Origin of the sequence: Dysosmobacter sp. (assembly GCF_034093755.1) — a bacterium.
Lineage (GTDB): Bacteria > Bacillota > Clostridia > Oscillospirales > Oscillospiraceae > Oscillibacter.
The window spans coordinates 1-23,470 of the sequence record NZ_JAXEBZ010000024.1; the positions used below are offsets into that span (position 1 = coordinate 1).

Here is a 23,470-nt window from a genome sequence, read left to right on the forward strand (position 1 = left end):
GCAAGTGTGCGAACTGTCCGCATATGGGGTCCCCCGCTGCAACCCAGCGAAGCGGTTGCAGTGGGGAGAGGAGGGGCAACGGAGCGGCATGAGGACGCCCTCCCCCGCAGGGCGCTCCGAATGGAGCGAAGTTTGCCCCGACGAAGTGCGCGCAGCAGGCCGCAGCCTTTCTCGAAAAAGTGGCTTTGCCACTTTTTCGAAAGCCTCAGACCGGGAGAGCCATCGCTCTCCCGGTCTTTTTGTCAATTCATCATTTCCAGCAGACGCCGGATGTCCTGTTCGATCAGCGGCGCCATGGTATCCCTGTACCGCCGCGGCTCCATGGTCTCTAGCCGCTGCCGGAGGTTGGGCCACAGCTCTCTTTTGTAAGGCAGCAGCTCCGCCAGCGCCGCCAGAGCCTGGCGCACCGCCGTGGGCTTCTCGTCCTCCAGAATGGCCAGCGCCCGGTCCAGGTTCCGGTCTACCACGCCCTCCGTGTCCCAGCGGGCCTGCTGGCAGAACAGCCGGAAGCCCCGGACCCGGACGGCGTAAGCCCGGTCCCCCACCATATCCGCGAAGTGCTCTGTATAGGGGTACAGGTCATCCGTCTCACGGGACAAGCTCTCCAGCTCCAGCAGCGCGCCGTAGGCCTGCTTCGTGTCCTTCGCCGTCAGCGTGGACAGCAGCAATTCCAGGTCCATGGCCCTCAGAACTGGTAATCCACCGCCACCCGGTCCTCCCGGATGGACTTGCACAGGGCGGACACCGCCTTGTGGCGGGGATCGTTTTTGTAGGTGTCCAGGTCCTCCAGGGACGCAAACTCCGCCACCAGCACCGCGTCATAGTTGCCGGGCAGCACGTTGACCGCCACCTCGCTGCGCAGCAGCTGGGGAATGATCCCCTGCAGGCCCCGCAGGCCCGTCAGAAACTCCTGCTGTTCCCGCTCCGTGCCGGGGCGGAATTTCCACATCACAATATGCCGGATCATGCTCCCTGCGTCCTCCCCTGATAAGCCTGGATTCCCATCGCCAGCAGATCCATGGCCCGCTCCAGGTCCGCCTGCTTCAGCACGTAGGCGATGCGGATCTCGTTCTTGCCCTTGCCGGGGGTGCCGTAAAACTGCTCGCCGGGGGCAAACATCACCGTGTCGCCGTGGTCCTCAAAGTCCGTCAGCAGCCACTTCTGGAAGGCGTCGGCATCGTCGATGGGCAGCTTCGCCATCAGATAGAAGGCGCCCTCCGGGCACTTGCACACCACGCCGGGGATCTGGCTCAGCTTTTCCATCACCGTGTCCCGGCGGCGGTGGTACTCCTCCTTCTGCACCGCGAAATAGGCGGGGCCTTCGGAGTACAGGGCGGCAGCGCCCAGCTGGTCCAGAGTGGAGCAGCACAGACGGCCCTGGCAGACCTTCATGGCGTGGCCGATCAGCTCCTTGTTCCGGGAGATCAGGGCGCCGATGCGGGCGCCGCAGGCGGAGAACCGCTTGGAGATGGAGTCGATGATCACCACGTTCTGGGCCACATCCGGGAACTCCGCCAGGCTGACGATCTTCTGATCGCCGTAGACGAACTCCCTGTACACCTCGTCGGCGATGACGTACAGGTCATGCTCCCAGGCGATGTCGGCAATGATGCGGGTGGACTCGGGAGACAGAATGGCGCCGGTGGGGTTGCCGGGGTTGGTGATGAGAATCGCCTTGGTCCGGGGGGTGATCTCCCGCTCAATGCGGTCCCGGGCGCCGTAGAAGAAGCCCTCCTCCGCGGAGGTGGGAATGGGATGTACCTGGCCGCCTGCCAGACGGACAAAGGTGGTGTAGTTGGGAGCGAAGGGCTCGGGGATCAGCACCTCGTCCCCCTCGTCCAGAATGCACTGCAGCACGATCTGCAGCGCCTCGCTGCCGCCGTTGGTGGCCAGGATGTCGCCGGTCTCCAGGGAAATGCCCAGGCCCGCGTAATACTGGCGCACGGACTCCACATACTCCGGGATGCCGGCGGAGGGAGCATAGGCCAGCACCGGGTCCCGGAAATTCTGGATGGCGTCAAAGAACTCCTTGGGGGTCGCAATGTCCGGCTGGCCGATATTCAAATGATAGATCTTGCGGCCCTTTGCCTCTGCCTCCAGCGCATAGGGATGGAACTTGCGGATGGGGGACAGATTACAGCTTTCGATCTTTTTGGAAAATCTCATGGTCTTTTCTCCTCACATATAGTTTCGGCAGCCCGCCGCGGCGCGCTTTCCGCGGAATGCCGCCGTCCGGAAATCAAAAAAACGCCCCTGACTGACGTCAGGGGCGAAAAAGTCTTCCACGGTACCACCCTGATCTGTCCCTTGCGGGACATCTCAAGCCACCCGGTAACGGAGGTGAACCGTTCCGCTCTTCGCGGACTGCTCCGAAGCGGCTGCTTTCCGGCGTCGGCCGGGGGCTTGCACCTGCTCCCCCTCGCTGAAGGCCCGTTTCAGAAAGCTGACTTCTTCACGGCGTTTGGCATATGATATCGGTCCTATTATACCAGCCCGGGAGAATTTGTCAAGGCCGGGTTTTCCGCGGCCCCTTCCGCGAATTCACCGAAGTCTTGATACGGAGGCCGGAGTATGGTAATCTGAAAACAGACAAGAATACCCGAATTTTTGAGAAAATGACTGCATACCCGCAGATCAGAGGGAGAGAGAATGGCAAAAACCGTCGATGCGCATGCCCACGCCTGCGGAGAATACCTTACAGCCGAAAGCATTACCCGGAAATTGAATGCTTCCGGCTGCGACATGGTGGTTCTGACGCCGGGGCAATACGGGAGCAAGATCACATACGGACTGAAGAATCTGGCGGCAAAGCATCCGTATGATGATGTTGTCAGCAAAAACAATAAAACCACGAGACTGATGATCAAGCTGATCGGGGCGATCAGGGACATTCCCCGGGGAAACGAAGCTGTATGGCGGCTGAAGCAGGAATTGCCGGGGAGAGTTCTGCAGGCGTACTGGATTACCAAGGCCAATGTGATGAACCTGGAGCGGGATTACGAACGCATGGGGTTTGACCTTGTGAAAATGCATCAGTGCTGGGAAGATTTCGAAATCGGGGACGATTACTTCCGCAGGGCCGCGGCATGGGCGGAACAGAACCATGTGCCCATGTTTATTCATATCTATACCGGGCGGAAATGCAGAAGCTGATTCTATATATTACGGAACACCCAAAGATGAAATTCATCATCGGGCATCTGTATTGGCTGGAGCTGTTTCTGGAAGGCTCCCCGGAGGCATTCCGCAACGTTTATTTTGACTTATCAAACGGGTATTTCGTCTCCAAAGAACGGATCATGCTGGGATACTCCCATTTCGGAGCAAAGCATTTTCTTTTGGGTTCCGATACTCCATACGGAAAAAAGTCTCTGGAATTGACCTTATCCATGATAAAAAGTCTGGACATCGCAGAGGATGATCTGGATAAAATCTGCGGTCTGAACCTGTTGGAGCTGCTTGACAAAGCGGAACCAGACCGTGTGCTGACGGAGTAAAGTCCTGGTTGAAGGAGATTCAAAGGAGGGATTTCAATGGCAAAGCACGTAAAAGTCACGCTTCTTCTCTGGGCGGCGGCAGCCGCTTCCTGGGCTGTGTTCATCCTGCTGAATCCGGCCGGTCTGGAGCCGGTTATGGCAGTGCTCTCCTTTGCGCTGACCATCGCCGCCGTCTGTTCCCTGGCCGTCAGCATCAGCCGGAAGGTCCGCAGCAGCGTCTCTCCGTATCTGGTATTCGCGGTGACGGACATTCTCATCGGCGTCTGCGTGGCCGCCTACGCGGTTTACGACATCCAGACTTCCACCGGATGGTTCGCCGGACTGGTGGGGGTACTTCTGCTGATTTTCGTGGTGCCCATCACGGCGGTGTTCCTGCTGGCGGATATCATCGTCTGGCTGGTGAAACGGCCGAAACAATAACCGATTCCGCAAAACACGGCAGTCTCCCGGGGGAGACTGCCGTGTTGTCTTATTCCGTTTCCTCCGGTGAGGGGGCGCCGCCCATCTGCATCTCCTGCCACCGTTCCTTGGTGATCAGCAGCTGCCGGGGCTTGGAGCCTTCAAAGGGGCCCACAATGCCCCGCTCTTCCATCTGGTCCACCAGACGGGCCGCCCGGGAATACCCCAGCTTCAGCCGGCGCTGGAGCATGGACACGGAAGCCTGTCCCGTTTCCAGCACCACCTCCACGGCGGCGGGCAGCAGCTCGTCGCCGTCCTCCTCCGTGTCGGCGGCAGCAGCGGCGGCCGCTCCGCCCTTGCCGCCCTTTTCCTTCTCCTGCACGGACTCCTCGATTTTCTGGATGACCTCATCGTCGTACTGGGCTTCGCCAGTCTGCTTGATGAAGTCCACCACCCGCTCGATTTCCTCCGGGGAGATGAAGCAGCCCTGCACCCGCTGGGGCTTTCCCATACCCAGGGGCGCGTAGAGCATATCGCCCTTGCCCACCAGCTTCTCCGCGCCGTTGGTGTCCAGAATGATGCGGGACTCCAGAGAGGACGCCACGGCGAAGGCGATGCGGGAGGGAATGTTGGCCTTCATCAGGCCGGTGATGACATCGGTGGAGGGACGCTGGGTGGCGATGACCAGGTGGACGCCGGCGGCACGGCCCATCTGGGCCACGCGGCAGATGGACTCCTCCACCTCCTTGGCGGCCACCAGCATCAGGTCCGCCAGCTCGTCGATGACCACCACCACGGAGGCCATGTGCTCCAGTTCGTCGCTGGTTTTGGCCAGGGCGTTGTAGCCCGCCAGGTCCTTCACGTTGTGCTCGGAGAACAGCTTGTACCGCTTCATCATCTCGAACACCGCCCACTGCAGGGCGCCGGCGGCCTTCTTCGGGTCCGTCACCACGGGAATCAGCAGATGGGGAATGCCGTTATAGGGGGCCAGTTCCACCATCTTCGGGTCCACCATGATGAACCGCACGTCCTTGGGGGAGGACTTGTAAAGCAGACTGATGATCAGGGAGTTGGTGCACACGGACTTGCCGGAGCCGGTGGTACCGGCGATGAGGACATGGGGCAGCTTGGCGATGTTGCCGATGATGCAGTTGCCGCCGATGTCCTTGCCCACGGCAAAGGCCACGTTGGACTTGCTGGCGGTGAATTCCCGGGACTCAATGACATCCCGGATCAGCACGTTGGTCACCTGCTTGTTGGGCACCTCAATGCCCACCACGGAGATTTTGTCGGGAATGGGGGCGATCCGGACGCCGGAGGCGCCCAGCGCCAGGGCAATGTCATCCGCCAAGCCGGTGATCTTGCTGAGCTTCACGCCCTGGTCCAGCACAAACTCGTACCGGGTGACGGTAGGGCCGTGGATCACCTCTCCGGCCTTGGCATCCACGCCGAAGCTGGACAGCGTCTCCGCCAGGCGGCGGGAGTTGTTCCGCAGCTCCGCGCCCACCTCGGCGAAGTTGCCTGCGTGGTTCTCGTTGAGCAGCGTGATGGGGGGATACTGGTAGTCATCCTCCCCCTCCGCGGTCATTTTCCGGGCGATCTCCTCCGTCACCGCGGCAGTGGCCTCCGCCACCTCCGCCGCGGCCTTCTTCCGGCTCTCCGCCGGGGCAGGCGCGGGAGCAGGGGCCGGCACAGGGGCGGGGGCGGGAGCCGGCTCCGGTGTCTTTTCCGGGGCGGGCATGGGCCGCACCGTGGCGGCCTCCACCACGATGGGCACCTCCTCCCGGGGCGGCTCCGGCTTGGACAGCAGCTCCGGCCCGGCGTTCTCCGTCAGAAGCTGGTCCGGTGTTTTCATGTTATCGGCCTTGTGGCGGAAAAAGCCGGTGAACAGGCCGGACTTCTTGTCGGCGGCGGCCGGCTCGTCATCCAGCGGAATGTCAATGATCGGCTTCCGGTTCTCCTTCCGGGCCGGTTCCTCCTCCTGCACCATGCGGATGGCAGGCTGCTTCCGGGGCTCCGGCTCCGGTTCCGGCTCATAGCGGGGACGGCTGCGGAACTTCTCCACCAGCGCGCCGATGGTGTTCCGGTAGGACACCATCACCAGCATGACGAACACGGCGGTGAACACAATGATGGAAATGGTCTTGCCCACCACGGCAATGGAGCCCACCGCCAGGGAGCCGGACACCGCACCGCCGGATTCCATGGCAATGCCGGACTTCCACAGCACCGCCAGAATCTTCACGGAGGAGGTGTACTGGGAGGGCGCCATCACCGTATGGCACAGGGCGCCGAAGAACAAAGGCACCAGCAGCAGGCAGGTCACCCGCAGCTGCACGGGGCGGCCGTGATGGAACAGCAGAATCAACGCCGCCAGGAACAGCACCGGCCCGGCCAGCCAGTAGCCATAGCCGAACAGGCCGCCGAACAGCAGCCGCAGCCACTCCAGCAGGTAACCCTCCTGCTGGAAATAGCTGCCCACGGTGCAGAGGCCCAGCAGCAGAAAGACTCCGCCCGTCACCTCCCGGCGAATGGGCCGCTTTTCCGGCTGGGGCGGCGTTTTCGGGGTGCGGGAGCCGCCCGGATTCGCGGAAGAGGTCCCCCTGGATGATGTCTTTTTCGTTGTTGTTTTTTTCGTTTGGGATGCAGTGGTCGCCACGGCCATACCTCCGATCAATGAATCACAGTGAGCAGCAGTGTCACCGCGCCCACAGCCCAGCAGTAATAAGCAAACCAGCCGAAACGGCCCCTGGCGGCGATCATCCGCAGCAGGCGGATGCAGGCATAGCCCACGGCGGCGGAAACCGCCACGCCCACCAGATACACCGGCACATCACCCCAGACAATGCCCGCCTCCACGGCGTCCTTCAGGCTCAGCACGTTGGCGCCCAGCACCGCCGGGATGGACAGCAGGAAGGAAAAGCGCACGGCGAATTTCCGTTCAAAGCCCAGGAAGCAGCCGGCGGTGATGGTGGTGCCGGAGCGGGAGATGCCGGGGCAGGTGGCCACCGCCTGGGCCACTCCCACCAGCACCGCGTCCGCCAGCGCGGCGGTCTTTTCTGTTTTTCTGCCCTTGCGGACCCGGTCGCTGGCAAACAGCAGACAGCCGGTGAACAGCAGCGCCACCGCCACAAACAGCATGTTGTCTCCCAGGCCCTCGATGTAGTCCTTCACCGGAAGGACGGCAAACAGCGGCAGCGTACCCACCACAATCAGCAGAATCAGCCGCCGGGCCGGCGGCACCGGCGTGGGGGTGGTGCGGTGAAGCAGGTCGGAGACCCCCAGGAAGAACTCCCGGATCATGTCCCGCACCTCCGGCCAGTAGGCGGCAAACACCGCCAGCAGCGTGCCCAGGTGCAGCAGCACGTCGAAAAACTCCGGAATGTCGCTGGCGCCGGACATGCCCAGCAGGTGCTCCGCGATGGCCAGGTGGCCGGAGCTGGAAATAGGCAAAAACTCCGCCAGACCCTGAATGAGGCCCAACAGGATGGATGACAGCAATGACATGATCTCACTCCTCCAAGTTCACAGATTCACCAATCGATCAGAAAAATTATACCATACTCCCGCTGTAAATTCCAGTAGTATTTGGCGCCGGTCAGGCCCCCCGCCTCCGCGGCTCCCGGGAAACGGAAAACAGCAGGCCATGCCTGCTGTTTTGATCCGGTCATTCCGCCAGCTTCGCCAGCGCGGAGGCGGCGGCAGCCTGTTCGGCTTCCTTTTTGCTGTGTCCGGTGCCGCTGCCCACCAGCTGCCCGTTCAGCAGAACCTCCGCGGCGAAGGTCTTGTTGTGGTCCGGCCCCTGCTCGCCTGCCATGCGGTAGGTCAGCTCCTGGTTGGCCCGGCGCTGCACCAGCTCCTGCAGGGCAGTCTTGTAGTCCTTCCGGCGCTCCTCCACGGCCTCTTCCCGCTCCGCGTCCAGCAGCACCCGGTGAATCAGCGCCGAAGCCTGCTGAATGCCGCCGTCCAGATAGACCGCCGCGAACACCGCCTCCGTGGCGTCCGCCAGAATGGAGGGGCGGCTCCGGCCGCCGCCGGTTTCCTCGCCCTTGCCCAGCTTCAGATACTTTCCCAGCTCCAGCTTCTGAGCCACCTCGTAAAGGCTCTGTTCGCACACCAGCGCCGCCCGGATGCGGGTCAGGTCCCCCTCCGGCAGGTCCGGATGCTGCAGGAACAGAAACTCCGCCGTCACAAAGCCCAGCACGGAGTCCCCCAGGAATTCCAGCCGCTCGTTGCTGGCCGCGCCGGCGCCCCGGTGCTCGTTGGCGTAGGAGCTGTGGTTCAGCGCCTCGCTGAGCAGGGCACGGTCCCGGAACGTGTAATTCAGTTTTTTCTCCAAACCTTCCATGAAACGTCCCTTCCTATCAAGAAGCCCCGCCGACGGCGGGGCATTCTCTTGTCATCCGTTGACTTTTCCGGCGATAAAGCGGACCGCGTCGCCCACCGTTTTCAGCGTGGGCAGCTCGTCCTCCTGAATCTCACCCACGTCGAACTCTTCCTCGATGGCCATCACCAGCTCCACCAGATCCACGGAATCCGCTCCCAGATCCTCCTCGAAAGAGGTATCCATGGTCACTTCCTCCGGTTCCTTGGCATACTGCTCGGCAACCAGCTGCTGCATCGCCTGAAAAATTTCTTCCATAGACATACTTGTTTTATTCACCCCTCACGGATCAATTTCCCAACTGAGGGTATCATACGGCAATCCCCAACCGGCTGTCAATAGGCAATCACGGATTTTCCGCGGGAGCCGTCACTTTCATGTTTTCAATGTTCTCCTCGATGGCGGCGATAAAGCCGCTGGCCGCGAAATCCCGGGCCTGCCGGACCGCGTTGTAGATGGCCCGGGCGTCGGAGGAGCCGTGGGCCTTAATCACCGGCTTGCTGATGCCCAGGAAGGGCGTGCCGCCCACTTCGCTGGGGTCCATGGTCTTTTTGAAGGCGTCCAGGTCATTTTTCACCAGCAGCGCCGCCACTTTACTCTTGGCGCTGGAGAGGAACACCTGCTTCAGCTCCCTGGTCAGGAACTTCGCGCAGCCCTCCGCCGCTTTCAGCAGAATGTTGCCGCTGTAGCCGTCGGCCACCACCACGTCGGCCCCGCCCATCATGGCGTCATTGGCCTCGATGTTGCCGGTGAAATGAATGCGGCCCGCGTCGCCGGCGGCTTTCAGCACCTGATAGGTCTCGTGGCGCAGGGTGTCGCCCTTCTCCTCCTCGGCGCCGATGTTCAGTAGGGCCACCCGGGGCCGTTCGATGCCCATGACCCGCTGGGCGTAAAAGCTGCCCAGATAGGCGAACTGCAGCAGGTACTCCGGCGTGCACTCGGCGTTGGCGCCGCAGTCGCACAGCACGAAGCTGCCGCCCAGGCAGGGAACCCGGGGAGCCATGGCGGCCCGGCGGATACCCCGGATGCGCTTGGTCACCAGCGTGGCGGCGGACAGCAGCGCGCCGGTGGAGCCGGCGGAGACAAAGGCGTCGCCCTTTCCCTCTTTCAGCATGGTGAGGCCCACCGTCAGGGAGGAGTCCTTCTTCCGCTTGAAGGCCATGGCGGGATCGTCGGCGATCTCCACCACCTCCGTGGCGTTCTGAATCTCCACGTTGGCAGGCAGGTCCTTCACCCCCGCCGCCTCCATGGCCTTCAGCACCGCCTCCGTGCGGCCCACCAGGGTAACCTCCACATTCAGCTCCCGGGCCGCGTTCAGCGCGCCCTCCACAATGGCCTGGGGGGCGTTGTCGCCGCCCATGGCGTCTACGATGATCTTCACGGCAGTACCTCCTCTTTCAGCCGGTCGATGATGGCCAGGGACCGGGCGGACAACTCGGCATTCTTGTTCCGCTTGCCCTTGACCCGGTGGTCCAGAGGCGGAATGATGCCGAAGTTCACGTTCATAGGCTGGAAGGCTGTGACGGACCGGTTGCTGACGTACAGGCCCAGGGCGCCGATGGCCGTCTCCTGCGGGAAGTCCACCGGAGGCTGGCCCAGCAGCCGCCGGGCCGTCTCCACTCCCACCAGGAAACCGGAGGCGGAGGACTCCACATACCCCTCCACGCCGGTCATCTGGCCGGCAAAGGAGATGCGGGGCTTCTTGATCAGCTGGTAATACCGGTTCAGCAGCCGGGGGGAGTCCAGGAAGGTGTTGCGGTGCATCACGCCGTAGCGCAGAAACTCCGCGCTGTGGAGGGCGGGGATCATGGAGAACACCCGCTTCTGCTCCGGGAAGCGCAGGTGGGTCTGGAAGCCCACCAGGTTGTACACCGTGCCGTCGGCGTTGTCCCGCCGCAGCTGCACCACGGCGTAAGGCTCCTTCCCCGTCCGGGGGTCTTTCAGGCCCCGGGGCTTCAGGGGACCGTAGCACAGGGTGTCATGGCCCCGGCGGGCCATGACCTCCACCGGCATGCAGCCCTCAAACACCATTTTGTCCTCAAAGCCGTGGACCTCCGCCTCCTGGGCGGTGGTCAGCTCCTGCCAGAAGGCGTTGTACTCCTCCTCCGTCATGGGGCAGTTGACATAATCCGCCGTCCCCTTGTCGTACCGGGAGCCGAACCACGCCTTGTCCATGTCCACGCTGTCGGCGGACACCAGCGGCGCGGCGGCATCGAAAAAGTGGAGGTCCGTGTTCTCCCCCAGCAGGCGCTGCAGCTCCTCCGCCAGCGCGTCGGAGGTCAGGGGGCCGGAGGCCACCACCACGGTGCCCTCCTCCGGCAGATGGGTGACCTCCCCCTCCTCCACGGTGATGCGGGGGTGGCTGCGGATTTTCTCCGTCACCATGCGGGCAAAGCCGTGACGGTCCACCGCCAGGGCGCCGCCGGCCTCCACCCGGGTGGCGTCGGCGCAGGCCATGATGAGGGAATCCAGGCGGCGCAGCTCCTCTTTCAGCAGCCCCACCGCGTTTTCCAGCTGGTCGGAGCGCAGAGAGTTGGAGCAGCACAGCTCCGCGAAATCGTTGGTCACATGGGCGGGGGTGCGCTTCTGAGGCTTCATCTCCCGCAGCGTCACGTCAATGCCCCGCTGGGCCAGCTGCCACGCGCACTCGCTGCCGGCCAGTCCCGCGCCGATCACAGTCACATTCATGGAACGCTCTCTTTCTCCCGGCGAAGGGGGCCGTCACTGAACAGGCTCCTCCGCCTTGGTCTTTTTCGTGGTAGTCTTCTTCGCCGCCGTTTTCTTCGCCGCCGGCTTTTTGGCCGCAGCCTTTCTGGCGGCGGGCTTCTTCTCCGTGGGCTTCTTCTCTGCGGGCTTTTTGGCGGCGGTTTTCTTCGCGGCGGGCTTTTCCGCCGTCTGTTCCGCCGGCTCCGCCGGTTCCTCCGCGGTCTTTTTCTTCGGATAGCCCCGCTTTTCCTCCGGCAGGAAGTTGGAGCAGGCGGGATTGACGCAGAAGGGCTTCTTGAAGCCCCGGCCGGACTTTTTGAACATGGTCTGGCCGCAGACGGGACAGTCGTCCTTCACCGGCACGTCCCAGGTCATGAAGTCACAGCGGGTGGCCTCGGTCTTGTCGGAGTTGTGCTCGCAGCCGTAGTAGGTGTAGCCGTTCTTGGAGGTCTTTTTCAGGATGCGCCCGCCGCACTTGGGGCAGCGGCCCGGCATCTCCACCACCAGAGGCTTGGTGAACTTGCATTCCGGGTAGCCGGGGCAGGCCAGGAACCGGCCGAACCGGCCGGATTTCACCACCATCTGCCGGCCGCACAGGTCGCAGACCTCGTCGGAAAGCTCGTCAGGCACCTTGATGCGGGTGCCCTCCAGGTCCTTTTCCGCCTGTTTGAGGCTTTTGTCAAAGTCGCCGTAGAAGTCCCGCAGCACCTGCTTCCAGGGGGTCTTCCCCTCCTCCACGGAGTCCAGACGCTGCTCCATGTTGGCGGTGAAGCGGGTGTCGGCGATGTCGGGGAATTTGTCCCGCATCAGCTCCGTCACCACCCGGCCCAGATTGGTGATGCGCAGGTATTTGCCCTCCTTGATGACGTACTCCCGGTCAATGATGGTGGACACGGTGGGAGCGTAGGTGGAGGGCCGGCCGATGCCCTGCTCCTCCATGGCCCGGATGAGGGTGGCGTCGGTGTAGTGGGCGGGGGGCTGGGTGAAGTGCTGCTCCGGGCGGAAGGACTCCAGGTTCAGCGTCTCCCCCTCCTGCAGCGCAGGCAGCGGAGACTCCTTCTCCTCCTTCTCCTCGTCCCGGCCCTCTTCGTACACGGCGGTATAGCCGGCGAATTTCAGGCTGGAGGAGCTGGCCCGGAAGGCATGGCCCGCGGCTTCAATCTCCACGGAGACGCTGTCGTACACGGCGTTGGACATCTGGCAGGCCAGGAAGCGGCTCCAGATCAGCCGGTACAGCCGGTACTGCTCGCCGGTGAGGGACTTTTTCACCATCTCCGGCGTCAGGTTCACGTTGCTGGGACGGATGGCCTCGTGGGCGTCCTGGGCAGTGGCCTTGGCCTTGTAGCGGTTGGGTTGTTTGGGGGCGTAGGCCTCGCCGTAGCGGCCGGTGATGAAGGCGCGGGTGGCGGCAATGGCCTCCTCGCTGATCCTCAGGGAGTCGGTACGCATATAGGTGATGAGACCCACGGTGCCCTCGCCCTCAATGTCCACGCCCTCGTAGAGCTGCTGGGCGATGGCCATGGTGCGCCGGGGGGTCATGGACAGCTTCCGGGAGGCCTCCTGCTGCATGGTGGAGGTGGTAAAGGGCGGGGACGGGGAGCGCTGCTTGTCGGTGCGCTTCACGGTTTTGACCAGGAAGGGGGCATTCTCCGTCTCATGGATCACCGTCTCCACGTCATCGCCGGACTTCAGCTCCGCTTTTTTGCCGTTCTTTCCGTGGTAGTGGGCGGCGAAGGGGGTCTTTTTCAGGTCCGTGCCCTGGAGCATGGCGTCCAGCGTCCAGTACTCCTCCGGCTGGAAGTTCTCAATCTCCCGCTCCCGGTCATCCACCATCCTGGTGGCCACCGACTGGACACGGCCGGCGGACAGGCCCCGGCGGATTTTCTTCCACAGCAGCGGGGACAGCTCATAGCCCACGATCCGGTCCAGGATGCGGCGGGCCTGTTGGGCGTCCACCAGGTTCTGGTCAATGTCCCGGGGCTCCTGAATGCTCTCCTGCACCACCTTCTTGGTGATTTCGTTGAAGGTGACCCGCCGGCTCTTCTCCGGCGCCAGGTCCAGCAGATACCGCAGGTGCCAGGAGATGGCTTCGCCCTCCCGGTCCGGGTCGGTGGCCAGGTACACGGTGTCGGCGGATTTGGCGGATTTCTTCAGATCACTGATGATCTCCTCCTTGCCCTTGATGGGCTTGTAGACCGGCTCAAAATCATGCTCCAGGTCCACACCGAGAACGCTCTTGGGCAGGTCCCGCAGGTGGCCCATGCAGGCTTTCACCTCGAAGTCCTTCCCCAGATATTTCCCGATGGTTTTGGCTTTCGCGGGAGACTCCACGATCACCAGGCTGTGTTTTGCCATAGTTACCTCCAAAGGCCCCTCTCCGGGGACCGGTTTTCGTTATTCCGAAAGCACCACGTTCCGGGCATAGCGCTTGCCCGGGAACTGCAGCACATAATTCTCAATTTCAAGCATGGTCAGGGCGGACAGCACCCGGCGGGCCGGAATCTGGGTGGCCTCAATCAGGTCATCCACCAGCATGGGGTCATCCGTCAGCGTCCGCAGAAGGGAAATCTGATCGTCGGTGAGGCCGCTGCCCTCCTTCGACAGGCTCAGCAGGTCCGGCAGCTTCTTCGCCGGCTCCGGGCTCTCCTCCCGGCTCCGGTATCCCGGGACCTTCGGCACCTCCCGCCGGGCGCCCTCCGGGCGCAGCTTGTCCGGATACCGGGCCGCGTATTCCCGCAGCACGTCCCAGCCGTCGCTGACCAGGCCCGCGCCGTCCCGGATGAGCCGGTTGCAGCCCCGGCTGTTGGGGGCGTCGATGGGGCCGGGAACGGCGAACACGTCCCGCCCCTGCTCCAGCGCCGTCTCCGCCGTGATGAGGGCGCCGCTTCGCTCCGGCGCCTCCACAACCACCACCGCCGCCGACAGTCCCGACAGAATGCGGTTGCGCACCGGAAAGTGGCGCTTGTCCGGCCGGGTCCCCGGCGGATACTCGGAGACCAGGGCGCCGCAGGCGGCCACGTCATCATAGAGCCAGCGGTTCTCCTGGGGGTAGACCACGTCCACGCCGCAGCCCAGCACACCCACCACCGTGCCGCCGGAGCGCAGCGCGCCCCTGGCGGCCTCGGAGTCGATGCCCCGGGCCAGGCCCGTCACCACCACGGCGCCGCCGGCAGCCAGCTGGCCGCCCAGCTTTTCGGCGCAGGCCACGCCGTAGGGCGTGGCGTCCCGGGTGCCCACCACGGCCACCGCCGCCTCCTCGTCCATCAGGGGCAGCCGCCCCCGGACGTACAGCAGGCAGGGCGGGTCATAGATGTTCCGCAGCCGGACGGGATAGTCCGCGTCCTGCAGTGTCAGGATCCGCAGTCCCAGGCGGTCAGTGTCCTCCAGAATCTCCTCCGCCCGGCGCAGCTCCCGGTTTTCCAGGCAGGCCGCCTGCTCCCTGGTGATGCCGTCAGTCAGCAGCACCTCTTCCGGGTCGGCATAGTAAATATCCTCCGGGGAGCCGAAACGCTCCAGAAGGGCAAGGCGGGTCTGCCGGTGCAATCCCGGCAGCTCTGACAGCCACAGCCAGTATTTCAGCACGGCACTCCCCGCCTTTCTTTCCTTGTCTCAGCGTGTCACCCGGCCCATCTCCCACAGCAGGGCCGCGGCCGCCGCCGCCGCGTTCAGCGACTCGCAGTGAACGCTCATGGGCAGCTTCAGCGTCAGGGTACACAGATCCAGCAGCTCCCGGGACAGTCCCTGTCCCTCGCTGCCGATGGCCAGCGCGGCGCGGCTGTAATCCACGTCCCGGGCATCCCGGGTGTCCTCCCGCAGGGCGGCGCCGTACAGGGGGATGTCGCTGGCCTCCAGCAGGTCCTTCAGCTGCTGGGGCGCGCAGGTCCACACCGGGCAGCGGAACACCGCGCCCATGGAAGCCCGCACCGTTTTCGGACTGAACACGTCCGCACAGGCATTGATCAAAAACAGCCCGTCCGCCCAGAAGGCGTCGGCCGTCCGCAAGATTGTTCCCACGTTGCCGGGGTCCTGAACCCCGTCCAGCACCACATAGTGCTTGCCGTCCAGCCGCTCCGGAAGCCCTTCCTCCGGAATGGCGCACACCGCCAGGATACCCTGGGGTGTCTTGGCGGGAGAGACCGCCTCCATGACGGTCTCCGGCACCTGCACGGTGCGGATGCCCTCCGGCACCTCCGGCAGGTCCGTCCCCTCGGTGAACACCACCGCCCGCAGCAGATCGGACCGCCACAGCAGCGCCTCTTTCACCAGCTTGGGACTGTCGCACAGGAACTCGCCGCACTTGCGGCGGTAGGATGCGGAAGCGGCCAGCCTGCGCAGATGGGTGCAAAGGGAATTTTGGCGGCTGGTAATGCGCTCCATTGAAACCTTCCTTTTCTCTCTCAAACTTGTCAATACGCCGGCCGCGCACACAGCACGGCTGATTTGTCTTTCAAACCGTCAACAGGCGGTTCAGCGGCTCTGCGCCGAAGCGCAAAGCCGCTTGCGGAAAAACCGGCGGTTCAATTCTCAGTCCAGGGGCTTCATGGTCGGGAACAGAATGACTTCCCGGATGGTGTCGGCCCCGGTCAGCAGCATGACGCAGCGGTCGATGCCCATGCCCATGCCGCCCGTGGGAGGCATGCCGTACTCCAGGGCGTTGAGGAAATCCTCGTCCAGCATCTCCGTCTCGTCGTCGCCCCGCTCCCGCTGCTCCACCTGCTTTTCAAAGCGCTGGCGCTGGTCGATGGGATCGTTCAGCTCGGAATAGGCGTTGGCCAGCTCGCTGTGGCAGATGAACAGCTCAAACCGCTCCGTCAGACGGGGATCGGCAGGGCTGCGCTTGGTCAGCGGAGAGACCTCCACAGGGTACATGGTGATGAAGGTGGGCTGGATCAGCTTCTCCTCCACCCGCTGGTCGAAGCAGGCATACAGAGCGTTGCCCCAGGTCTTTTCGGCGGCGTCCGCCAGCTCCACGCCCACGGCCCTGGCGGCGGCCACGGCCTCCGCGTCATCGGTGATGGCGCCGAAGTCAATGCCCACGTACTCCTTCACCGCGTCCACCATGGTCAGCCGGCGCCAGCCGGGGGTCAGGTCGATCTGCTCGCCCTGCCACTCCACCTGGTAGGTGCCCAGAATCTCCATGGCGGCGCCGGAGAGGATGCCCTCGGCGATGTCCATCATGCCGTGGAAATCGGTGTAGGCCTGATACAGCTCCACAGTGGTAAACTCGGGGTTGTGCTTGGGGTCCATGCCCTCGTTGCGGAAGATGCGGCCGATCTCATACACCCGGTCCATGCCGCCCACGATGAGCCGCTTCAGGGGCAGCTCCGTGGCGATGCGCATATACATGTCGATGTCCAGGGTGTTGTGGTGGGTGATGAAGGGCCGGGCGGCGGCGCCGCCGGCGATGGTGTTCAGCACCGGGGTCTCCACCTCGATATAGCCCATGTTGTCCAGGTAGTTCCGCATGAACTTGATGAACCGGGAGCGGATGACGAAGTTCCGCTTCACGTCCGGGTTCACCATCAGGTCCACATACCGCTGGCGGAACCGCAGCTCCTTGTCCTGCAGGCCGTGGAACTTCTCCGGCAGAGGCAGCAGGGACTTGCTCAGCAGCGTGATGTTCTTGGCCCGGACGCTCATCTCGCCCCGCTGGGTGCGGAACACCTCGCCGTCCACGCCCACGATGTCGCCGATGTCGAATTTCTTGAACTTCTTGTAGACCGCCTCGTCCATCTCGTCCTGGCGGGCGTAGAGCTGGATGCGGCCGTCCCGGTCCTGCAGGTCGCAGAAGCTGACCTTGCCCATGCCCCGCTTGCTCATCAGGCGGCCAGCCACCTTGACGGCCTGGCCCTCCATGGCGTCGAAATTGTCCTTGATCTGCTGGGAGGTGGTGTCCCAGTCAAAGCGGGTCTCCACAAAGGGGTCTTCCCCGGCAGCCTGCAGCGCGGCCAGCTTCTCCCGGCGGACCTTGGTCTGCTGGGACAGGTCCTGCTCCTGCTGGTTGTTGTTCTTCTGTTCAGCCATTGTTGCCGCTCCTTACCGTTCGATCTTGGCCACGATATAGTTCATGGCGCCTCTGGGGGCCTCCACCGTCACCTGCTGTCCCTCCTTGGCGCCGATGAGGGCCTTGCCGAAGGGGGATTCCTCGGAGATGATGCCGTTCATGGGATCGGCCTCCTGAGAGCCCACAATCTTGAAGGCGGGCAGCTCGTTGCCGCTGGTGTCCGTCACGGTGACGCGGCAGCCGATGGTCACCACGTTGCTGGGGGCGTTGGCCTCATCCACAATGACGGCGTGCTGCAGGACGTCCTCCAGTTCGGCAATGCGGGAATACAGCTTGCCCTGCTCGTTCTTCGCCTCATCGTACTCGCTGTTCTCGGACAGGTCGCCGAAGCCCCGGGCCACCTTGATCTGCTCCGCCACCTCGTCGCTGCGGGTGGTTTTCAAATAGTTCAGTTCCTCGTTCAGCTCGTCGAAACGAGATTGGCTCATTCTGAATTCTTTTTCCATTGCGGACCGTTCCTTTCCTGCTTTCACGGCATGGCAGCCGTTTCCGGCGGCTGCACATACCTATACTATTTTATACTGTGGTTCGTATTATAGAGTCTCCCTTCCGGAAAGTCAAGCATACGATTGGCAGGATTTCAGCCCCGCTCCTCCGCTTTCTCCGGCACCACCCGCAGCTGCCCCGCCCGCAGGGCCCCGGAGGCCCACAGCGCCCCCATCAGCTGGCGGCGGTCGCAGCCCTCCGGAAGAACGCCGTCCTCCTGGGGCAGAATCAGCCAGGGCGGCAGCGTCCCGCCGTCATACAGCTCCAGCACCGTCTGGTTCCGGAACAGCCCCGCCCGGGCGGCAAACAGCACCACCACCCCGGCCCGGTCCAGCTGCGCCGGCCCCTCCGCCTGGACAACCGGCGCGCCGTACTCCCGGCGCAGCTGGCGGCAGAAAGCCCCCTCCCGGTCCGGCGCGCTGAGCACCACATACCGGTTGCGGATGCACAGGGCCGTCACCGCCCGGCGCACCTCCGCCGTCAGCCGGTCGGCGCACACCGCCACCGGGACGCCCCGCGGATCCTCCCCCCGCCCCGCCATGGCCGCCTGCACCAGCTCCGCCGCCTGGGCCCGGTACAGCGGCAGCGGGTTTGCCGGCAGGACGCCCTCCGCCGCAAACTCCCCCACCCAGGCAAAATCCGCCGGAAACACCGCCCGGGTAATCCCCAGCCGCGCCAGCTGACGGGCCGTCCGGCGGCAGCGGCGCCGCTGCAGAAACGCCGGCCCGCCCTGCTTCAGCGGTGCCGCGCAGAAGCGCACCCGCAGCACCTCCGTCTCCCCCATCCGGGGCTTTTTCTCCTTTGTCCATTGAATCAGGGCAAACATCAAACAATCCCCTCCCGCTCCATGGTATGGAACGGGAGGGGAGATTATGTGGAATTCTGTCCGGATTTACCAGGCTTTCACGTAGCCGGTGAGATATTTCAGCGGGTCGATGCGGCTGCCGTTCTCCGTGATCTCAAAGTGGAGGTGGGGTCCGCTGGAAATACCGGTGGAGCCGGTGATGCCGATGACGTCACCCTGGTTGACATAAGTTCCCACCGACACCTTGCGGCTGCTCATGTGGGCATACAGCGTGGTGTTGCCGCTGCCGTGGGAGACAACCACGTACTCGCCGTAGGAGCTGGAACGCTGGGAGACGATGACCGTGCCGGCCTTGGCCGCATGCACCTCGGAGGTATAGCCCACGCCGCCGATGTCCACGCCCTTGTGGTTGGTGGAGGCGCCCTTGATTCCCGTGTTCCGGCCGCCGAAGGACGAGGTGATCCGGCGGCTGGTCACCGGCCAGATGTATCCGCCCAGGGCCGCCTGGGTGGTGCCGCCGTTCTGGGCGGCCTGCTGGGCCGCCAGCTCCCTGGACAGTTTCACGATCTTGGCCTGGATGGCCTCCTCCTCGGCGTCGATCTCCGCCAGGGTGCTCTTGTACTCGCTTTCGTTGCTCTGAATTTCCTTCACCAGGGCGTCCGCCTGGGACCGCTGCTGGTCCAGCTCCGACTTTCTGCTCTGCAGCGTCGCCTTCGCCGCCTCGGCGTCGGACTTCTGGCCCTCCAGCTGGGTCTGCTTGGCCTGAATCTCCGTCTGCAGCGTTTTCAGGTCGTCAATGACGCTCTGGTCCGACTGCATGATCTCCTGAATGAAGTCCAGCCGGCTCAGCAGGTCTGTAAAGCTGTTTGCCTTGAACAGCACGGACCAGTAACTGACGGTGCCCCGTTCCTCCATGGCCCGGACCCGTTTGCAGAACAGCTCATACTGCTCCGCCTCCCGCTGCTCCGCCTCCGCCAGCTCCTCCTCCGTCTGGGTGATGAGGGCGGCATAGGTGGAAATCTGGGACTGGATGGTGCTGATCTGGGACTGCAGGTTGGCGGATTGCTGGTCCAGCAGGTTCTTCTTCTCCAGCGCGGCGGACTTGTCGTCCTTCAGGGCGTTCAGCTTGGACTGCAGCTCCTCCCGCTGCTTGGACAGGGTGGTCACGTCCCCCTTCAGGGCGTCGATATCCGCCTGGCTGACTGCCCGGGCCGCCGGAGCCGCCGGTCCCGTCAGCAGCAGCACCGCCGCCAGCAGCGCCATGGCGCAGCCCCGGAACAGCCGGTTCCGCAGATGTTGTACGCGTTTCATGGGTCTCCTCCTTACGCCAGCAGGAACTTGCGGATGGCAGACAGGCTGCCGCCCACGCCGATGAGGATACCGGCGCCGGCAAAGGCGCCTGCCACCGGCTTCCAGATGCTCTCAAAGGACACCAGCTTGATCAGCTGCAGCGTGTCATTGGTGGTGACGCCCCGGCAGATGGCCTCATACAGGCTCCACTGCAGCAAAAAGGCGATCACCGCGCCGAGAATGCCCATGAGAAAGCCCTCATACACAAAAGGCCAGCGGATGAAGCCGTTGGTGGCGCCCACCATCCGCATGATGGCGATTTCCTCCCGGCGGTCAAAGGTGGTGAGCTTGATGGTGTTGGACACGATGAACACCGACACCAGAAACAGCATGGCCACCAGCGCCAGACACACCACCGTGGCGATGTTCCGGATGGTGATGAAGCCGCCGGCAATCTCCTCGTAGACGTTGACGTCATCGATGCCCTCCACGGCCTTCACCTGCTTTCCGGTTTCGGACAGCCGGTGGAGGTCCGCGATGTGGATGGCGTAGCGGTCCCGGAAAATCTCCGGGTCCAGGTTCTGGAACATCTCCTCGTCGGGGTACTGCTCCTGGAAGGCCACGGTGGCCTCCTCCTTGCTGATGTAGGTAACGGAGGTGACGTTGGGAATGGCCTCCAGCTTCGACTGCAGGGCCTTGGCCTGCGGGGAGGTGTAGCTGTCATCCACGTAGGCCAGAATCTCGTTTTCGCTCTCCATGTTCTTCAGGTTCACGTCCGCGTTCACCGCCACCAGGGAAAAGGTGCCCATAATCAGCAGGCAGGCCGCGGTGACGCCGATAGCCGCGAAGGACCGGAAGCCGTGGCTGAACATGTTGGAGACGCCCTCATGGAGGAAATAGCCGAAATTGTGATTACCCATGGATATTCCCTCCCACATAGCCGCCGACCTGGTCGCTGATGATCTCGCCGTGGTCCAGCGTCACCACCCGCTTGGAGAAGCGGTTCACCAGGTCCTTCTCATGGGTCACCACCACCACGGTGGTACCCAGCTCGTTGATCCGCACCAGCAGGCTCATCAGCTCCAGGGACCGGTCCGGGTCCAAGTTGCCGGTGGGCTCGTCGGCGATGATGGTGCTGGGGTTGTTTACCAGCGCCCGGGCGATGGCCACCCGCTGCTGCTCGCCGCCGGACAGCTCGTCGGGATAGTGGTCCGCCTTGTCCGTCAGATCCACCAGACGCAGCACGTAGGGAATCCGCTCCCGGATCTCCCGGGGTTTGGCCCCCACGGCCCGCATGACAAATTCCAGATTGTCATACACCGTTTTCTTGGGGATCAGCCGGAAATCCTGGAAAATGACCCCCAGAGTCCGGCGCATCAGCGGCAGGTGCCTGCCGGAGATGCAGCTGACAGCGAATCCGTTGACCATGATCCGCCCCGCCGAGGGGATCACCTCGCCGGTCAGCAGCTTGATGAGTGTGGATTTTCCGGAGCCGGAGGGGCCCACCAGAAACACAAATTCGCCGTCCTGTATCTCCAGGGAAATGTTGCGGATGGCCTCTGTGCCATTCTCATACTCCATTTCCACGTCTATCAACCGAATCATTCGGACACCCCATTCTTTGCAAGTACAGTCAAAAAAGCGTGGTTTCTCAGCGCCGCGTTTTCCCGACAGGTCTACATAATTCCAGATTCTTTTTTATTATATCTGATTTTTTTCGCCAATGCAACACGAGTTTGCGGCAGTTCACAATTGTTTACGAAATGACGGTTCCCTCCCCCGCCGGACAGCAAAAAAAGAAGGCCCGGACGGGCCTTCTTTTATCCGGAAATCAGGAATCGATACCCCGGGAGGTCAGATACTTCTTAACCATCAGGGCCACCTTGAAGGTGATGGCGTCGTCGAACTCCCGCAGGTCCAGGCCGGTGAGCTTCTTGATCTTCTCCAGGCGGTAGACCAGGGTGTTGCGGTGGACAAACAGCTTTCGGGCAGTCTCGGACACATTCAGGTTGTTCTCAAAGAACTTGTGGATGGTGAACAGGGTCTCCTTGTCCAGGGCGTCGATGGGGTTCTTCTTGAACACCTCCTGTAGGAACATCTCGCAGAGGGTGGTGGGCAGCTGGTAGATCAGCCTGCCGATGCCCAGATTCTCGTAGTTGATGATATACTTCTCGGTGTCAAAGACCTTGCCCACTTCGATGGCAATCTGGGCCTCCTTGTAGGACTTGGCCAGATCCCGCAGGTGCATGGCCACCGTGCCGATGCCCACCACCACGGTGCTCTCCGCGCCGCTGCGCAGGGATTCCTCAATGGAGGCGGCAATGCGGTTCAGCTCCTTCAGGCCCGCGCCCTCGGACAGTTGGCGGATCAGCACCACGTCGCCCTCACCCACACTGAGGACAAAGTCATTCTGCCGGTCAGGGAACAGGGTCTGGATGGTGTCGGTGGGAACGGACTCCCCGCTCTTCAGGGAGCGGACCACAAACACGCCCCGGGCCACGTCCGCGGCCACCCGCAGCTCCTTGGCCCGCATGTAGATGTCGCCCAGCATGATGTTGTCGGAGATGATGTCCTTGATAAAGGAGCCCCGGTCATGCTTTTCCTCGTAATAGGTCTTTGCCGCGTTCAGCGCCACGGAGGCCAGAGAACAGACCGTTCTGCTGATCTCATTGTCGCCGAAGGCAAACGCCGCATAGTCAAACTGATTGCCCCAGCCATTCAGGGCTTTAAAGGTCTTTCCCTCGGAAGTCACCATGGCGCCGGCGGCATTGTTGATAGCAGGCACATGCTCCGCCCAGTGCTGCCCGATCATGGACAGTTCACTGCAGGCAATCACAACGCCCTCTCCGTCAATCACGCCAACCGTGCGATCCGTGTTCTCCTTGAGCTGCAGGACTACATTTTGAAAAATTCTCCCAGACATAGTCGGCCTCCTGACCCAGAAGTTCAAAAATCATTGTGCATTTTGTCAATGTCCATATTATATCGGGATTTTTGTGATATTGCAAGATATTTTTTCTTTTTTCACCAAAAAAAATGGGTTCTTTTTGTCTAACATTTGAAGTGCAGCCGGAAAAGCTCACCGCATTTCCAGGCCTTTCCACTCCTGCTCCGTCAGAAACCGAAATTCTCCCGGCTGCAGGCCGGAATCTAATGTCAAATTGCCCATCTGCACCCGCTTCAGATACTGCACCGGTTTTCCCCGGGCCGCCAGCATCCGCTTCACCTGGTGGAACTTCCCCTCCCGCAGGGTAACCAGGGCCTCGCTGCTGTCCCCGGCGGAGAGAATCTCCAGCTCCGCCGGCAGGCAGTGCAGTCCGTCGCCCAGCACCATCCCCTGGCGGAAGGCATGGCAGTCCTCCTCCGTCAGGCAGCCGGCCACCCGGGTGTAGTAGATCTTATCCACGTGGTATTTCGGCGACAGCAGGCGGTGGGCCGTCTCGCCGTCATCGGTCAGCAGAAGCAGCCCCTCTGTGTCCTTGTCCAGCCGCCCCACCGGAAACAGCCCGATGCGACGCAGCTCCGGCGGCAGCAGGTCCAGCACCGTGGTGCCCCGGCCGTCCTCCGTGGCGGACAGGACGCCTCCGGGCTTGTTCATCATCAGCCACGTCACCCGCCGGTAGCCCACTGGCTCCCCGTCCACAGTGAATTCCACCGCCTCCGGATCGTATTTCTCCTCCGGTGACGCCGCGGGCCGGCCGTCCGCCAGAACCCGCCCCTGCCGGACCAGCTGCTTTACCTCCCGCCGGGACCACTTGCCTGTGGAGGCCAGAATCTTGTCAAGACGTTCCATCGTCTCCTCCTCTTCTGTGCTGCCAATACCATATCATAATTTCGGC

23 protein-coding genes are annotated in these 23,470 nt (G+C 63.0%); 3 read left to right on the forward strand and 20 right to left on the reverse strand.

Annotated elements, in window-relative coordinates; translation table 11 throughout:
• Positions 1–242: 242 nt before the first annotated feature.
• Genes SOX55_RS03040 through SOX55_RS03050 form a run of 3 tightly spaced genes read right to left on the reverse strand, consistent with a single transcriptional unit; the run spans position 243 to position 2,166 of the window.
• Positions 243–680: a hypothetical protein gene (locus SOX55_RS03040; protein WP_325285960.1), complete on the reverse strand. Its 438-nt coding sequence runs from the start codon at positions 678–680 to the stop codon at positions 243–245.
• Positions 681–685: 5 nt separating this feature from the next.
• A complete protein-coding gene (locus SOX55_RS03045; protein WP_325285961.1) occupies positions 686–967 on the reverse strand; it encodes a Dabb family protein in 282 nt (93 codons plus the stop codon).
• Positions 964–2,166, reverse strand: a complete 1,203-nt coding sequence (locus tag SOX55_RS03050; RefSeq protein ID WP_325285962.1) for a pyridoxal phosphate-dependent aminotransferase — start codon at positions 2,164–2,166, stop codon at positions 964–966. The genes SOX55_RS03045 and SOX55_RS03050 overlap by 4 nt, the downstream gene beginning before the upstream one ends.
• 483 nt (positions 2,167–2,649) lie before the next feature.
• Between SOX55_RS03050 and SOX55_RS03055 the strand changes: the two genes are divergently transcribed.
• Genes SOX55_RS03055 through SOX55_RS03065 form a run of 3 tightly spaced genes read left to right on the forward strand, consistent with a single transcriptional unit; the run spans position 2,650 to position 3,917 of the window.
• Positions 2,650–3,153 carry a hypothetical protein gene (locus SOX55_RS03055; RefSeq protein WP_325285963.1) on the forward strand — a complete coding sequence of 168 codons (504 nt, stop codon included), beginning with the start codon at positions 2,650–2,652 and terminating at the stop codon, positions 3,151–3,153.
• A gap of 26 nt (positions 3,154–3,179) precedes the next feature.
• A complete protein-coding gene (locus SOX55_RS03060) occupies positions 3,180–3,497 on the forward strand; it encodes a hypothetical protein (RefSeq protein WP_325285964.1) in 318 nt (105 codons plus the stop codon).
• A gap of 36 nt (positions 3,498–3,533) precedes the next feature.
• Entirely contained in the window at positions 3,534–3,917 is a 384-nt protein-coding gene (locus SOX55_RS03065) for a hypothetical protein (protein WP_325285965.1), read from the forward strand.
• Positions 3,918–3,966: 49 nt separating this feature from the next.
• On the opposite strand, the gene SOX55_RS03070 is transcribed toward SOX55_RS03065, so the two are convergent.
• The 17 genes from SOX55_RS03070 to SOX55_RS03150 form a co-directional block, all read right to left on the reverse strand.
• Entirely contained in the window at positions 3,967–6,561 is a 2,595-nt protein-coding gene (locus SOX55_RS03070) for a DNA translocase FtsK (RefSeq protein WP_442873604.1), read from the reverse strand.
• An 8-nt stretch (positions 6,562–6,569) separates the two neighbouring features.
• A complete protein-coding gene (locus tag SOX55_RS03075; RefSeq protein ID WP_325285967.1) occupies positions 6,570–7,403 on the reverse strand; it encodes an undecaprenyl-diphosphate phosphatase in 834 nt (277 codons plus the stop codon).
• Between the two features lie 160 nt (positions 7,404–7,563).
• Positions 7,564–8,244, reverse strand: coding sequence for a ribonuclease III (gene rnc / locus SOX55_RS03080; RefSeq protein WP_325285968.1), 681 nt, complete (start codon positions 8,242–8,244; stop codon positions 7,564–7,566).
• A gap of 51 nt (positions 8,245–8,295) precedes the next feature.
• Positions 8,296–8,538: an acyl carrier protein gene (gene acpP, locus SOX55_RS03085; protein ID WP_442873605.1), complete on the reverse strand. Its 243-nt coding sequence runs from the start codon at positions 8,536–8,538 to the stop codon at positions 8,296–8,298.
• Positions 8,539–8,626: 88 nt separating this feature from the next.
• Complete coding sequence (gene plsX, locus SOX55_RS03090) at positions 8,627–9,661, reverse strand: phosphate acyltransferase PlsX (RefSeq protein WP_325285970.1); 1,035 nt, start codon at positions 9,659–9,661, stop codon at positions 8,627–8,629.
• Complete coding sequence (gene trmFO / locus SOX55_RS03095; RefSeq protein WP_325285971.1) at positions 9,658–10,968, reverse strand: methylenetetrahydrofolate--tRNA-(uracil(54)-C(5))-methyltransferase (FADH(2)-oxidizing) TrmFO; 1,311 nt, start codon at positions 10,966–10,968, stop codon at positions 9,658–9,660. The genes plsX and trmFO overlap by 4 nt, the downstream gene beginning before the upstream one ends.
• A 33-nt stretch (positions 10,969–11,001) precedes the next feature.
• A complete protein-coding gene (gene topA / locus SOX55_RS03100; RefSeq protein WP_325285972.1) occupies positions 11,002–13,341 on the reverse strand; it encodes a type I DNA topoisomerase in 2,340 nt (779 codons plus the stop codon).
• 39 nt (positions 13,342–13,380) lie between these two features.
• The gene (gene dprA, locus SOX55_RS03105; protein WP_325285973.1) at positions 13,381–14,568 is read right to left on the reverse strand and encodes a DNA-processing protein DprA; all 1,188 of its coding nucleotides are present in this window, start codon (positions 14,566–14,568) and stop codon (positions 13,381–13,383) included.
• A 27-nt stretch (positions 14,569–14,595) separates the two neighbouring features.
• The gene (locus tag SOX55_RS03110; RefSeq protein WP_325285974.1) at positions 14,596–15,363 is read right to left on the reverse strand and encodes a TrmH family RNA methyltransferase; all 768 of its coding nucleotides are present in this window, start codon (positions 15,361–15,363) and stop codon (positions 14,596–14,598) included.
• A gap of 147 nt (positions 15,364–15,510) precedes the next feature.
• On the reverse strand, positions 15,511–17,010 hold the full coding sequence (gene lysS, locus SOX55_RS03115) for a lysine--tRNA ligase (protein WP_325285975.1): 1,500 nt from the start codon (positions 17,008–17,010) through the stop codon (positions 15,511–15,513).
• 12 nt (positions 17,011–17,022) lie between these two features.
• Entirely contained in the window at positions 17,023–17,496 is a 474-nt protein-coding gene (gene greA, locus SOX55_RS03120; protein WP_325285976.1) for a transcription elongation factor GreA, read from the reverse strand.
• Between the two features lie 134 nt (positions 17,497–17,630).
• Positions 17,631–18,365, reverse strand: coding sequence for a hypothetical protein (locus SOX55_RS03125; protein WP_325285977.1), 735 nt, complete (start codon positions 18,363–18,365; stop codon positions 17,631–17,633).
• Positions 18,366–18,428: 63 nt separating this feature from the next.
• Positions 18,429–19,652: a murein hydrolase activator EnvC family protein gene (locus SOX55_RS03130; protein ID WP_325285978.1), complete on the reverse strand. Its 1,224-nt coding sequence runs from the start codon at positions 19,650–19,652 to the stop codon at positions 18,429–18,431.
• Positions 19,653–19,663: 11 nt separating this feature from the next.
• A complete protein-coding gene (ftsX, locus tag SOX55_RS03135) occupies positions 19,664–20,551 on the reverse strand; it encodes a permease-like cell division protein FtsX (protein ID WP_325285979.1) in 888 nt (295 codons plus the stop codon).
• Positions 20,544–21,236 (reverse strand): cell division ATP-binding protein FtsE, encoded by a 693-nt coding sequence (gene ftsE, locus SOX55_RS03140; RefSeq protein ID WP_325285980.1) that lies wholly within the window; start codon positions 21,234–21,236, stop codon positions 20,544–20,546. The genes ftsX and ftsE overlap by 8 nt, the downstream gene beginning before the upstream one ends.
• Before the next feature lie 226 nt (positions 21,237–21,462).
• The gene (locus SOX55_RS03145; RefSeq protein WP_325285981.1) at positions 21,463–22,554 is read right to left on the reverse strand and encodes a PucR family transcriptional regulator; all 1,092 of its coding nucleotides are present in this window, start codon (positions 22,552–22,554) and stop codon (positions 21,463–21,465) included.
• A gap of 156 nt (positions 22,555–22,710) precedes the next feature.
• Positions 22,711–23,424 (reverse strand): pseudouridine synthase, encoded by a 714-nt coding sequence (locus SOX55_RS03150; RefSeq protein ID WP_325285982.1) that lies wholly within the window; start codon positions 23,422–23,424, stop codon positions 22,711–22,713.
• Positions 23,425–23,470 lie beyond the last annotated feature (46 nt).

Bases quoted from the DNA above. Each gene is read 5' to 3' on its own strand.
- SOX55_RS03040 (WP_325285960.1), bottom strand. From the start codon at position 680: ATGGACCTGGAATTGCTGCTGTCCACGCTGACGGCGAAGGACACGAAG.
- SOX55_RS03045 (WP_325285961.1), bottom strand. From the start codon at position 967: ATGATCCGGCATATTGTGATGTGGAAATTCCGCCCCGGCACGGAGCGG.
- SOX55_RS03050 (WP_325285962.1), bottom strand. From the start codon at position 2,166: ATGAGATTTTCCAAAAAGATCGAAAGCTGTAATCTGTCCCCCATCCGC.
- SOX55_RS03055 (WP_325285963.1), top strand. From the start codon at position 2,650: ATGGCAAAAACCGTCGATGCGCATGCCCACGCCTGCGGAGAATACCTT.
- SOX55_RS03060 (WP_325285964.1), top strand. From the start codon at position 3,180: ATGAAATTCATCATCGGGCATCTGTATTGGCTGGAGCTGTTTCTGGAA.
- SOX55_RS03065 (WP_325285965.1), top strand. From the start codon at position 3,534: ATGGCAAAGCACGTAAAAGTCACGCTTCTTCTCTGGGCGGCGGCAGCC.
- SOX55_RS03070 (WP_442873604.1), bottom strand. From the start codon at position 6,561: ATGGCCGTGGCGACCACTGCATCCCAAACGAAAAAAACAACAACGAAA.
- SOX55_RS03075 (WP_325285967.1), bottom strand. From the start codon at position 7,403: ATGTCATTGCTGTCATCCATCCTGTTGGGCCTCATTCAGGGTCTGGCG.
- rnc (WP_325285968.1), bottom strand. From the start codon at position 8,244: ATGGAAGGTTTGGAGAAAAAACTGAATTACACGTTCCGGGACCGTGCC.
- acpP (WP_442873605.1), bottom strand. From the start codon at position 8,538: ATGGAAGAAATTTTTCAGGCGATGCAGCAGCTGGTTGCCGAGCAGTAT.
- trmFO (WP_325285971.1), bottom strand. From the start codon at position 10,968: ATGAATGTGACTGTGATCGGCGCGGGACTGGCCGGCAGCGAGTGCGCG.
- topA (WP_325285972.1), bottom strand. From the start codon at position 13,341: ATGGCAAAACACAGCCTGGTGATCGTGGAGTCTCCCGCGAAAGCCAAA.
- SOX55_RS03110 (WP_325285974.1), bottom strand. From the start codon at position 15,363: ATGGAGCGCATTACCAGCCGCCAAAATTCCCTTTGCACCCATCTGCGC.
- lysS (WP_325285975.1), bottom strand. From the start codon at position 17,010: ATGGCTGAACAGAAGAACAACAACCAGCAGGAGCAGGACCTGTCCCAG.
- greA (WP_325285976.1), bottom strand. From the start codon at position 17,496: ATGGAAAAAGAATTCAGAATGAGCCAATCTCGTTTCGACGAGCTGAAC.
- SOX55_RS03130 (WP_325285978.1), bottom strand. From the start codon at position 19,652: ATGAAACGCGTACAACATCTGCGGAACCGGCTGTTCCGGGGCTGCGCC.
- ftsX (WP_325285979.1), bottom strand. From the start codon at position 20,551: ATGGGTAATCACAATTTCGGCTATTTCCTCCATGAGGGCGTCTCCAAC.
- ftsE (WP_325285980.1), bottom strand. From the start codon at position 21,236: ATGATTCGGTTGATAGACGTGGAAATGGAGTATGAGAATGGCACAGAG.
- SOX55_RS03145 (WP_325285981.1), bottom strand. From the start codon at position 22,554: ATGTCTGGGAGAATTTTTCAAAATGTAGTCCTGCAGCTCAAGGAGAAC.
- SOX55_RS03150 (WP_325285982.1), bottom strand. From the start codon at position 23,424: ATGGAACGTCTTGACAAGATTCTGGCCTCCACAGGCAAGTGGTCCCGG.